The sequence below is a fragment of the Paenibacillus sp. FSL H8-0261 genome (assembly GCF_045040645.1).
In the GTDB taxonomy this organism is placed as follows: Bacteria; Bacillota; Bacilli; order Paenibacillales; family Paenibacillaceae; genus Paenibacillus_AQ.
The window spans coordinates 3,140,684-3,152,807 of record NZ_CP150297.1; the positions used below are offsets into that span (position 1 = coordinate 3,140,684).

At 41.7% G+C, this 12,124-nt stretch carries 9 protein-coding genes; all 9 read left to right on the plus strand.

Annotated features, from left to right (window positions below):
* The first annotated feature begins 11 nt into the window (after positions 1-11).
* The gene (locus MHI27_RS13995; protein WP_405176522.1) at positions 12-1,454 is read left to right on the plus strand and encodes a spore germination protein; all 1,443 of its coding nucleotides are present in this window, start codon (positions 12-14) and stop codon (positions 1,452-1,454) included.
* Positions 1,451-2,605: a Ger(x)C family spore germination protein gene (locus tag MHI27_RS14000; protein ID WP_405176523.1), complete on the plus strand. Its 1,155-nt coding sequence runs from the start codon at positions 1,451-1,453 to the stop codon at positions 2,603-2,605. Before MHI27_RS13995 ends, MHI27_RS14000 begins: the two co-directional genes overlap by 4 nt.
* A 20-nt stretch (positions 2,606-2,625) precedes the next feature.
* Positions 2,626-3,714 carry a GerAB/ArcD/ProY family transporter gene (locus tag MHI27_RS14005; protein ID WP_339247842.1) on the plus strand — a complete coding sequence of 363 codons (1,089 nt, stop codon included), beginning with the start codon at positions 2,626-2,628 and terminating at the stop codon, positions 3,712-3,714.
* Positions 3,715-3,853: 139 nt separating this feature from the next.
* Positions 3,854-4,831, plus strand: a complete 978-nt coding sequence (locus MHI27_RS14010) for a MoxR family ATPase (RefSeq protein WP_042187864.1) — start codon at positions 3,854-3,856, stop codon at positions 4,829-4,831.
* 3 nt (positions 4,832-4,834) lie between these two features.
* Positions 4,835-5,923: a DUF58 domain-containing protein gene (locus MHI27_RS14015; RefSeq protein ID WP_405176524.1), complete on the plus strand. Its 1,089-nt coding sequence runs from the start codon at positions 4,835-4,837 to the stop codon at positions 5,921-5,923.
* Positions 5,920-7,254 carry an OadG family protein gene (locus tag MHI27_RS14020; protein WP_339803519.1) on the plus strand — a complete coding sequence of 445 codons (1,335 nt, stop codon included), beginning with the start codon at positions 5,920-5,922 and terminating at the stop codon, positions 7,252-7,254. Before MHI27_RS14015 ends, MHI27_RS14020 begins: the two co-directional genes overlap by 4 nt.
* A gap of 136 nt (positions 7,255-7,390) precedes the next feature.
* Entirely contained in the window at positions 7,391-9,976 is a 2,586-nt protein-coding gene (locus MHI27_RS14025; RefSeq protein ID WP_405176525.1) for a hypothetical protein, read from the plus strand.
* A gap of 39 nt (positions 9,977-10,015) precedes the next feature.
* A complete protein-coding gene (locus MHI27_RS14030; protein WP_042187870.1) occupies positions 10,016-10,735 on the plus strand; it encodes an ABC transporter ATP-binding protein in 720 nt (239 codons plus the stop codon).
* Positions 10,725-12,104 (plus strand): ABC transporter permease, encoded by a 1,380-nt coding sequence (locus tag MHI27_RS14035; RefSeq protein WP_042187872.1) that lies wholly within the window; start codon positions 10,725-10,727, stop codon positions 12,102-12,104. The genes MHI27_RS14030 and MHI27_RS14035 overlap by 11 nt, the downstream gene beginning before the upstream one ends.
* The last annotated feature ends 20 nt before the right edge of the window (positions 12,105-12,124 follow it).

The following is a 12,124-nucleotide window of genomic DNA, read 5'->3' on the forward strand; positions in this document are numbered from 1 at the left end:
GTATACAGCCTATGTCAGGAATTTTAGAAACCATTAAAGATCAACTGGAGGGATGCAGTGATGCGGTTTATCAGACCATTTCTGTTCATGGGCATACCTGTCTTTTGATCTATATCCCTTCCATCATCGATTCTAAGACACTTCATGAAAGTATTGCTTTGCCGCTAAAAACAGAAGCAGAAACAAAGCTGGAATGGCCGGATTTTTTAGAACGGTTAGATCAAGGAATTGTTTTTCCTATCCAATATCTCAAGGCATTTGACTTACACAAGATTGTAGATATGATCGTTGCTGGGAAAGTAGTGCTTTGTATAGAGGATCTTCCTTATGTTTATTATTTTGAAATTACCCAATATCAAAAAAGATCAGTGACCGAATCACAAAACGAACTTGTAGTGATTGGTCCTCAAGAGGCTTTCATTGAAGATATTGAAACGAATCTCTCTTTGATTCGACATAAAATTAAACATCCGGATCTAAAAACCATTCATTATTCGATTGGTAAATATACAAAAACTGATGTGTATGTGGTCTACATTGAAGGACTTTACAAAAAAGAAGTTCTTGCTGAGATAAAGCAGAAGTTAAATGAAATAGATATTGACGGAATACTAGGGATTAGTTATATATCAGAATATTTAAGGGACGGTAACCTCACGCCATTTCCGTTATTTCAATATACAGAACGTCCTGATTCGGTGGCAGCTTCTTTAATGGAAGGCCGAATCGGAATCTTACAAGATGGCACACCTACTGCAATGCTCGCTCCGACATCTTTTTTCACCATGCTGCAATCCTCTGAGGATTATTACCAAAGCTTTTATGCAGCAAGCTGGATTCGTATTGTTAGATTTCTGTTCTCAATCATATCCATGATTCTTCCATCACTTTATGTAGCGATTACAACCTTTCATCCTCAAATCATTCCACCAAACCTGTTAATTACAATTGCTTCTGCGAGAGAGAACATTCCTTTCTCAGCGCTTACCGAGGCTTTAATTATGGAGCTTACCTTTGAAGCGCTTAGAGAAGCTGGGACTAGAATTCCAAAGCCTGTAGGACAGACGGTTTCAATAATTGGGGGTATCGTTATTGGTCAGGCTGCGGTCCAAGCAGGAATTGTATCTGCTCCAATGGTTATTGTTGTTTCTATTACCGGAATTGCCACCTATATCATTCCTCATTATGAGCTAGGTCTTACTTTCCGGCTACTTCGTTTCCCGTTATTGGTTATGGGTGGAACAATGGGGCTGCTCGGGGTATATATTACAGCTTTTTTGATTTACGGACATTTAGCAAACTTAAGACCGTTAGGTGCTCCATATTTGCAACCCGTTGCCCCACTTGTGTTACAGGACTGGAAGGATACATTAGCGCGCTTCCCCTCAAACTTTATGAAGAAACGCAGCAACCTCTATACAGATAGGAATAAAAGGAGACAGAAAGAGAAATGAGAATCCTGAAGATAGGAGTGATTATAATCTTGCTCCTAAATATAACAGGTTGTTGGTCGTCGAAGGTTGAGCTGGATGAACTAACATTTGTATACGGAATGTTTATCGATAAAGGCAAAGAACCAGGGACTGTTGAAATTACGATTAATTCACCCTTGCCCAATCGTCTTAACGCAGCTGGACAACCTTCAATTGGCGGTGGAGGAGACGGTAATACTTATTCTACCGTCTCTAAGACCGCAGAAACGATTGCAGATGCCATGCTGTTAATTCAAAAAGACTTAACACGTCAGCTTAGTCTTGCTCAATTAAAAGTAATTGTCTTAGGGAAGACCTTTGCTGAACAAGGAATCAGCGAACTACTATTATGGATTGAAAGAGAACCAAGTCTTCCTCTGGGTGCTTTTGTTATGGCTAGTCCGGGAAGTGCAAAAGAGATGAATACTTTAACACCTATTTACGAGCAAATACCCTCGGATGTACTAAGGAACTTTGGATCAGAGAGATACTTGTTCTCAACTACGATTAAGGATTGCCTGTATGCAGAGGCATCCGGTGTTGGATTTGCTATAAACAATCTTTCATTTGGTAAAAAAGAAGAAACATCTAAAGATGGAAAACCGGAATTCTGGGCAGGAATCCAAGGGGCAATGCTGTTTCAAAAAGATAAAATGAAAGGAGTTCTTAAGCTTAAAGAGGGAAGGGCATTAGCTTGGGCTGCAGGCAGTCTTAAGCTGGCAGTTTACTCCGTCGATTGGGATGAGGGAAAAAGCGCCGCAAGTGTTGTATTTGTAAGCACAAAATCATCAAAGAAGTTAAATAAAACGGATAAGGGTCCTGTGTTCACAGTGAATATAAAGGGGAAAGCTAGTGTAATTTATTTAAGGGATCCTAAGAATAGGGATGCAGAGGAACTCGGCCAAATTATCATTGCGAAGCTTAAAGAGAAAGTCTCTGATAATCTTAACGAAGCTATTCGTAATACCCAAAAAGCAGGTGCCGATGTTCTGCAACTCGGATTGTTACTGGAATGGAACGATCCAAAGCAATGGAAGCAGCTTAGAGAGCGGTGGGATAATTATTATGCTCAAGAGGCTGATATTAAAGTGAAGACAGATTTTAGCATTGTGGATTTTGGAACAGCAAAATAAGACGTTTAGAGGGAGAAGTTATGCAAACATCGAAATGGCAGCTGTTCCGTTTTTTTATTATTTTCTTCAGCTCCCAAACCACTATTTTTTTGATTCCGACTCTAATTGCTACTTCATCCTATCAAGGCTGGATTGGTTTAATAGTGGGATCTTTATTAGGGTTAATATTATTGTGGTTTACTTTTCACGTTGGTATGCTGCGGCCAAATCAAGCGTGGGTTAGCTTTGGAAAAGATATCATAGGTAAATGGCCACACAAGTTCATGCTTCTTATGCTTTTATGCTGGTGTGTTTATTATGCATCCTTTGATATTGAGAACTTTGTGCTATTCTTTGGTTCTAATTATTTGAGGGGAACTCCACCTCTGTTTATTCAATGTGTGATTGGGCTAGTGATTATGTATACTGCAAGTTTAGGCTTTACAACGATTGCGTATATGGCGGATGGACTTTTTCTTATTTTTTTCATCACGATGATCATTTTATTTAATTTATTTCTCCCAAATGCGGACTTCAATATGCTGCCAGCCTTCATTCATTATCATGATCCCGGGATTGCCCTGAAGGACTCTATTGTAGTCATGTCATGGTTTGGGGAATGGATTGTCCTCTTGTTTGTTGTGCCCGATCTGAAGCTTGAAGCGAAGATGCTGAAAAGATTAGTTCTTACGGGGATATTTGTCTTAGTAACTGTCTTAATTGGTTGGTCACTGACGATGATGAGTTTTGGTCCACATTTGGGTCAGGAACTGCAATATCCTTTCCTTGAATTGGTGCGCAGCGCCAAACAAGATAATCTGCTAGGTAATTCGGATCCGCTCTTAATTGGAATATGGTCGTCTTCTATGTTCATTCACAGCTCTTTTCTTATCTATGTAGCCTCTAGATGTGTATCCGGCTTGTTTAATACAAAAGCTAGAAAAATGTACATTCCCTTTTTAACAATAGCTTCAATAACGATAGCTTTTTTATATTCACGACACATAGGCAGTTATTATAAACACTATAATAGTTATGCTATTGTTGTCATTTGGCTAATCGTTGAAAGCATACCGATCTATTATGCCATCACGGCTTTCTTTCGATATCGGTATAAAACTGCGAAGTAAATGAAAACAGGAGGGGAAATTTAGGTTCTGCCTTTTTAATAGGCAGGGCCTTTTCTTGTGAATTATATATTGGGTACACTTTCTGTTATGATTAAAGGACTTATTACAATAATTTCCTCAGATTGGATGGTGTATTTACATGAATCTTCAAGAAGTTACTGAACTCATCAAATCTATTAGAACCAATCTAGCTAAAGTCATTGTAGGTAAAGAAGATGGAGTAGACCTGCTATTAACCGCATTACTTGCCAATGGTCATGTTCTACTGGAGGATGTTCCGGGTACAGGTAAAACCTTGTTAGCCAAAGTCCTTGCAAAGTCTTTAGATTGTACATTTAAACGTATTCAATTTACACCAGACTTGCTGCCTTCTGATTTAAGCGGCATTAATTTTTATAATCAAAAGTCAGGTGAATTTCAGTTTAGACCAGGTCCAGTATTTGCGAATATTTTGTTGGCTGATGAAATTAACCGTGCTACACCAAGAACTCAATCCAGTCTGCTGGAATGTATGGAGGAGCGGCAAATCACGATCGATGGTGTGACTCATGGCCTAGAAGCACCTTTTCTCGTTATTGCTACTCAGAATCCGATTGATAACCAAGGCACTTTTCCGTTGCCTGAAGCTCAATTAGATAGATTTCTAATGCGGATTACTACGGGGTATCCTTCATTTGACGAAGGGATTCATATTTTGCAGCGTTTCCGTGAGAATAATCCACTTGAAGAGACTTTTGCTGTGGCTGCCGCTCAAGATATACAAGCTGCGCAGCGTTTGGCTGCTTCCGTGAGTATAAGTGATGATTTGCTAGCCTATATCGTTCGGATTACGGAAGCTACTCGCAAATCTGCGGCAGTAAAACTAGGGGCGAGTCCACGTGCGAGTGGAGCATTGCTCAGATCATCTCAAGGATATGCTCTAATCCAAGGCAGATCTTTCGTTACACCAGATGATATTAAAGCCGTAGCTGTTCCAGTGCTTGCCCATCGTCTACTTCTTCATCGTGGATTGGGTTCAAAAGAGGGACAGGCCGCGGAAATTGTGTTACAAGTGCTTCGTGAGGTAGAGGTGCCGACAGAACTCGTTGCATCCTTAAGAGGCGGAAAGGTGGAATGAGCTATGGCTTTGCCTTGGTTCATTTTCATTACAATAGCTCTCCTGTTCCTTCTTGCCGTTATCTATGAACGGAATGGTCTGAAAGCGCTTAGTTATACTCGGTATTTTTCAACGAAGGTCGCTTATGAAGGGGATAACCTTGAGATGATCGAGGAGATCGTTAATGCGAAACTTCTGCCATTACCATGGCTTCGACTGGAATCTAGTATTGCAAGAGGCTTGGAATTTGGAAGTCAAGATAATCTCGGTATTAGCACGGGTGAAATCTACCAGAATCATATCAGCTTGTTCTTTCTTAAATCTTACCGTCATATTAAACGGCGTCATCAAGTAACTTGCGAACGGCGTGGGATATACCGTTTGGAGTCAGTCACCATGACCACTGGAGATCCCTTTGGATTGATCCGGAAAAATAAAACGTATCCTCTCCAATTAGAGTTATTAGTCTATCCTAATTTGCTGAATCTAGACGATCTTCCGCTACCGATACATAGCTGGCTGGGTGAACTTCCAGTGAAAAGATGGATCGTAGAAGATCCTTTCCTGACTGCAGGTATTCGCGAGTATAGCTCAGGAGATTCTATGGGACTTATAAACTGGAAGGCTACAGCGCGCACAGGGACTATGCAGGTACATAAGAAAGACTACACTGCGGATTCTAGACTCGTCATTTGCTTGAATATAGAGGACAGTGATTCCATGTGGAGAGCGGTAACGGATGTGGAACGTATCGAGCAAGGGATAAGATATGCAGCCACTATCGCCGAATACGCCATGCGCCATGGAATTGAGACGGGATTTATCTGTAACGGCAGATTGGATAACGGGGGCGAAAGAGATCCTGTTGAAGCAAAACCTATGGCTGAGCTGGAAGACTTGCTAGAGCTGTTAGCAAAGCTGGAGCTAGACAGAACGCTTCCTATGAGTCGATTGCTAGCCCTGCAGGCCGAGAGCGGAATAAGTGATACAGACTTTCTGATCATTAGCTGTCATAGAGGAGCAGAATTACAAGAGGCTGCTGACCTCCTATTGGTGTTGGGCAATGGTATAGAATGGCTGGATATTCCGGAACAGGGAGGAGAGAGCGCATGAAACTTCCGTTATCTGGTTACGTATGGAATACGGTCAAACTCTGGATATACTCTATCTTAGAACTATTATTAGTTTTACCTGTATGGATTCTGTTTCAGGTTTATGTACTGCCCAAGCAAGTTGAACCTATGTGGCTGACTGCCATACCACTAATATCATTAATAGGTATTCTGTTACGAAAACAGTGTAGTGTTAGATGGAAGCAACTGCTGGCTGCTCTAATCCTTGGGACGGTGGTTGGGGCTTTGTCAGCAGGAAGTCTGTCTATCGAGAGTCTGCCTTTAGGTGTCGCAGGTTTTATATGCGCTTTTCTCGGAATGACTGCTGACTCTCGAGATCAGTCCAGTAAGAAGTATTGGATAGGTATTGTAATCTATTTTGTTGCGACCATTGCATTTGGTAGAATTCCCGATTTGGAGGGAAGTGTTACACTACTGACCTGGTGCGGTAGTTTGTGTCTATTGCTCACACTATTTATTTCTAATAGTAGCTATTTACAGTATAGTTCGCTTTCTCAAGAGGGCAAAGCTTTGCCAAAAGGATTACAAAGGAATAACCGTATTTATGTCATTGGAATAGGAATTGTTGCGGCCGTATTAGCGGCAGGAGTCGGAAAAGCTATAGGGACACTGCTATGGAATATGGTACGCTCGTTCTTTGGATGGATTAGTAATTTATTCTCTGGGTCAAGTGAGCCGCTACCCCCGCCAGTAGAACAGCCTCAAGCGAGTCCTGAACTACCTTTTGTTGGAGATGAAGAGCCTGGTCTACTAGCTGCTATATTAGATGTTGCTTTATATGTTGCTGGAGCTGTGTTATTGGGAGTTGCAGCTTATTATGGACTTCGGTGGTTGTATAGAAATGCCGGTGGGAAATTAAAGAGAGCCATGGATGCCTTGCTATCCATGCTGCGCAGGGAACATACGCCAAAGGACAATACAACTTATCTTGATGAGGAAAAGAGTGTATTTACATGGGAGCAAACGCTTCAAGGTCTAAAGGATTTCTGGAGTACTCGCCTTACGCCAAGACATCGAAAAGACCGCTGGGAGCAGATGAATAGTGAAACGGAGCGTGTTCGCTGGTTATATCGGCGTTGGCTTCATTTGAAGCACGATCATGGTTATGAAGTTAAGAGTTATCTTACGCCGAAGGAAACAGAAGACGATATTATTAAATGGACTGCTCTTAACAAGGTTAAACATAAGGGCGAAGAACATACGGTTAATACGTCGAATTCATTGATTGAATTATATGAAAAAGTTAGATATGGAGAAGAAAATCCTTCTGCTAAAGATGTGGCTGCATTGAAAGATGAATTGAAATTATAGAATAGAATATTCTTCAAATTCATGCAAATAGGAACAAATAGGTTACAAACGCTTCAAAAGTGTTACAACATGGATACAATTGGTTTTGTACTTACCACTATAATAATTCTAGCAAAATACTCGTGGAGGGAAGTAAATGAGAAAGCATAGCAGTACATATGTTGTTTTACTATTAAGTACCTTTGTCATCAGTCAATTGACTGGTCATACCGCTTCAGCTGCATCCGATAATGCTGTTCGTACCAATCCAGCTGTAGCTGCGGCGACAGTAACACCCCCTAGTAATCTGGGTTCCATTTCATTAGGAGCAAATATCAAAGCTACATTAGAAGATGTCAATATTTGGTCACAACCTGGTGGAAATATTTTAACCTATACCCTGAATTATTCAAATGGGAGCAGTAAAAACGCAAACCTAATGTATTATTTTTCGAGAGTGACGACGCCAGGGGGTTCTGTTATTCCGGGTAACCCACTGAGCGCTGACGCGACTAAGAAGAAGATTGGTGCTAAAGAAAGCTTGCGGGTTACATATTACGTCAACATAGGCAAGACCAATTCGTTAAAAGGGATTAAGATTCCCATGTATGTATGGGATTCCAAAACCAAAGGTTATTTAAAGCATGCAGGAAGTTTTACTGTGCCAGCTAATTATTCCCCAACTGCTGTAAATGGAAAAAATGTTAGCACCACAATGAATGACATTCCTGTCATCGCCAAAAGTGAGTCTTTAGAGCTCTATAAATATAATGGGAAAGTTTATGCCAAGGTGGGTATAAGCCTGACCAATAAGGGCAGTAAGGTACTCAGTGATCCTGGTTATGCGGCTTATTTACTTTCTGCAGGTGGCAGTTCGTATGAATTAGCACTTGATCGTTCTCAGATTAGTTACAAGATTCAGCCGCAGGAGAAGAAGACTATCTATTATCTTGCCGAGATTCCTCCTTATATGAAGACGGATAATATGAAGCTGCAATTTACGCAAAAAGATGAAGCACTGAAGCTTGAGATCGCTAAATCCTCGTACAAGCTACCGACAGCTACAACACCTAATTTGGTGGTAGGTAAAGGTGTGACCAAGAAAATCACCATTAATAATAATCCGATAGAAACTCAGTTAAACAACGCAAACGTATACGCTGAGAATAATAAAGGGATTTGGACCTTCCAGCTTCGAGTGAAAAATGTTGGGAAGACGGCCGTTACGTTGCCAACGTATGAGCTTGCCGTCAAATCTTCAACAGGGACAACCTTTCCGATCAATGCGAAGGGATTGAGCGGCCTAACCATAAAACCTTTGGAAGAAAAAATCATTCCACTTACCGCACAAATTCCGCTTGAGGTTGAGCAGAGTTCGCTGCAATTGCAAATGATAGAGGCTGTTTCAGCTCCAGCTAATCCAGATACGAGCAGTACAGGCGAGGGAACAGGATCTGAAGGGAATAATGTAAGTACGGGCAATACAGCCAAGCTGACAGTACCTGTTGCTTACTACACAATTTCCTATACATTACGACCTGAGATTCAAAAAGGCGTGGAGTATAGTGCATCCAATGAATATGGTTCTTTCACTTATAACTTGCTGTCTTTACAGCGCTTTCCTTGGAAAGATGATGACATCGTTGTTGCTAGAATAAATATTAAGAATTCGCAATCGGTGGCATTAACACTTCCAGAATTAAAAGGATCTGTGCAAGTAGACAATGACGATGTGTCTTCTTCTACAGAACTGTTTATGGACAAGGAAACCTCGACGATTGCGCCAGGAAAAAATGCGGAAATCTATGTATTTGCCAAAATCCCTTACACGCAAGAGTTTGATAAATTAAAAGTGAACCTCTTTACAACGGTAAAAGAAGAGAAGAGCTCGTTCCTGTCGCTTAGCACGAACAGTACGATGAATGCTGTAGCGACTATTGAACGTGGGGGAAGTTATGCAATCACCGGTAAAGGCAAGAACGCTAGTGTCCAAGAGAACAAAACAATTATTTATGAAGGTCTCAATTCTAATATCGTATATACAGAGCTACTGCTTAGCAGTGAGGAAAAAAGACAAAGCAAAATGGCTCGCCTTCAGGGTTACTTTAAAACGGGAGATGGCCAGCTATTCGAAGCTACAGTGAATCAGCCAGATACTTCAGCTACACCTGGTGGTAAGCAATTAATAACGTACTGGGCAAAATTGCCTAAATCCGTTATTCCATCAGATGTAAGTATGTATCTAGGTCCAGGAATTACTGGGAATAAGCTGTCTGAACCAGGTCAGGAACCAACAGGATTCATTAACATTGCTTCATTGAGTCTAAATCCAGTTTCTACTCCACCGGAGAATAACTTGACGAAGGTTGCGCTATATCCGTACACGATGTCTGTTCTGAGTTCGGAAGGGCGATCGATGCAAGGTAGTACCACTATAGATATCGTAATGAATTACAACCTACTTCGTGACAGTACCTATGACATGGGAACCTTCACTCATAAGCTGGTGCTCAAAATGACAGATCCATATGGTCTATCACAGGAACGAAGCTTGAACATCGGTACTGAACTACTTGAAGGGAATTACAACTCCTATACTGCAACATTTACCAATAATATGTATAAAAACTTGTCAGGTGGCGCCTACAGAATCACACTGTATGATGAGTTCCAAGGAGAACGGATCGAGCTGGCCAGCCAGGCATATAGCATAAAGATTGATAGACCAGTAACTGAGAAGTAGGAAATCATATCTATTAATGTACGAGAAGGAGCAGCTCCAATGTTGCGAGTGGAAAATGTAACGCATTCTTTTAAGAATGGTAATGAAACGACGGCAGTCCTTCATCAAATAGATTTTTCTGTGAAAAAGGGGGAGATGGTTGCATTACTGGGGAGCTCGGGTTCCGGTAAGTCAACCATGCTCAACCTGATGGCAGGTCTGATGAAGCCTACGGAAGGCCACATTTACATTGCTGACCAAGATATTGTGAAGATGAGCGAAAACAAGCTATCTGAATTTCGTAGGAAGCATATCGGGTTTATCTTTCAAGCATATGAACTGATTACTAGCTTGACTGTCCGTGAAAATGTAGAGTTGCCGCTAGTGTTCCAATCCGTTTCACCATCAATACGTAAGCAAAAAGCTCTGGCCTTGCTGGAAGGGGTCGGCATTCCGGATAAAGCCGACCTGTTCCCTTCACAGTTGTCTGGCGGACAGCAGCAGCGGGTCAGTATAGCACGTTCCTTGATCACAGAACCGTCCGTTATTTTCGCAGATGAACCGACCGGAAATCTGGACTCGAAGACAGAAGAGGAAATTATCAATATCCTGCTTAACCTGAACAAGAAGATGAAGACCACCTTCATCGTTGTAACACACGAGCTCAAAGTAGCAGAACAAATGCAACGGATTTTCACGCTTCAGGACGGATATATGATTACTGAGAAACAAACTTCTTCGGATACAGAACTCGAAGGGGGTAAACTCATTGAGGATTAGTGATATTTCACGTTTGGCTTGGGAGCAAGTCAAACGACGGAAAGTTGTCACAGGTCTTTGTATGGCAGGTATATCGATTGGCTGTGCTGCTATTATTGTTGCTTTAAGTATAGGAGATTCCGCGCAAAGCTATACGGAGCGGGAAATTAACCGGAATTTCAAAATGGATGAAATTACGGTGACTCCGAACAGCGGCATCCCTTCACAAGGGGGCGGAGAAGGAAAAGGAGCCTCTGCTTCTGATGCAAAGCTCGACCCCGGCAGGCTAACGGGCCAGAAGCTGAAAATTGTTCAAGGCCTGCGGCATGTTACCGCAGCAGCACCTTTTCAAGAGCTTGGCTACATACAAATGACTACTATCGATAATAAAATTACGGACGTACAGTTAATCGGAACGGATCTTCGACTATTAACGAAATATGACCATAAATTTAAGCAGGGTGGTCCTTCTGATTCGGTTGGTATGGCAGTACTAAACTACGGAGCAACTGTAGGATTGATTGATGTCGAGACTCGGCAGCGTCTTTTTGAACAACTGAGTACTGATCCTTACAATAATAAAATAATGGAACAGTACAACAGTTTAAGCATGCTTCCGTCGGATATGTTCAAACAACAGGTTCAATTGCAATCATATGACCCTGCTTCTCAAACTGGACAGTCTCTAATCAGCTCACCCATTCAAATTGTTGGGATATTGGATAGTACTGGGAACCCTGATATGGCGATGTACGACAAGAAGATTTATGTTTCGCTAGAGACTGGTGAGCGTCTGGTGGAACAACTGAAACTAATGAATGGAACTGCTGGGCAAAAGGATGTTTACAACTCAGCCATTGTAAAAGTTGACAGTACGGACAACATCGTACAAGTGGAGAAGCTTATCCAGAAACTTACACTAAATACTAGTACGAATTTGTATCAAAAAGAGGCGATGGCTTCTACATTCAGTATGTTCAAGAAAGCAGCGCTTGGTATTGGTATATTTATTCTAATTATTGCTTCGATCTCGATCATCGTTGCGATGACCATGTCCACCCATCAGCGTCGTCGCCAGATCGGTATTATGAAGGTGCTAGGCGCCAATATGGGGCAAATCCGAAATATGTTCATTACAGAGGCGGCATTGCTCGGGATGCTTGGTGGGTTGCTCGGTATAGGCTTTTCATACTTGATTGTGTTTGGCATAAATAAGCTGATTGGTTCCACAGGAGGAATGGGGATGGGTGAGCCCTTAGTAATCACTATTCCTCTGATGACCCTTCCAATAGGGATCGCATTTGCGGTAATGACAGGCGTACTATCGGGAATTTATCCTGCGATAAGCGCGTCCAGAACGAATGCGCTCACGGCGATAAAACGGGATTAGCTATTTTTAAGTTGAAAGGA

Bases quoted from the DNA above. Each gene is read 5' to 3' on its own strand.
- MHI27_RS13995 (WP_405176522.1), top strand. From the start codon at position 12: ATGTCAGGAATTTTAGAAACCATTAAAGATCAACTGGAGGGATGCAGT.
- MHI27_RS14000 (WP_405176523.1), top strand. From the start codon at position 1,451: ATGAGAATCCTGAAGATAGGAGTGATTATAATCTTGCTCCTAAATATA.
- MHI27_RS14005 (WP_339247842.1), top strand. From the start codon at position 2,626: ATGCAAACATCGAAATGGCAGCTGTTCCGTTTTTTTATTATTTTCTTC.
- MHI27_RS14010 (WP_042187864.1), top strand. From the start codon at position 3,854: ATGAATCTTCAAGAAGTTACTGAACTCATCAAATCTATTAGAACCAAT.
- MHI27_RS14015 (WP_405176524.1), top strand. From the start codon at position 4,835: ATGGCTTTGCCTTGGTTCATTTTCATTACAATAGCTCTCCTGTTCCTT.
- MHI27_RS14020 (WP_339803519.1), top strand. From the start codon at position 5,920: ATGAAACTTCCGTTATCTGGTTACGTATGGAATACGGTCAAACTCTGG.
- MHI27_RS14025 (WP_405176525.1), top strand. From the start codon at position 7,391: ATGAGAAAGCATAGCAGTACATATGTTGTTTTACTATTAAGTACCTTT.
- MHI27_RS14030 (WP_042187870.1), top strand. From the start codon at position 10,016: ATGTTGCGAGTGGAAAATGTAACGCATTCTTTTAAGAATGGTAATGAA.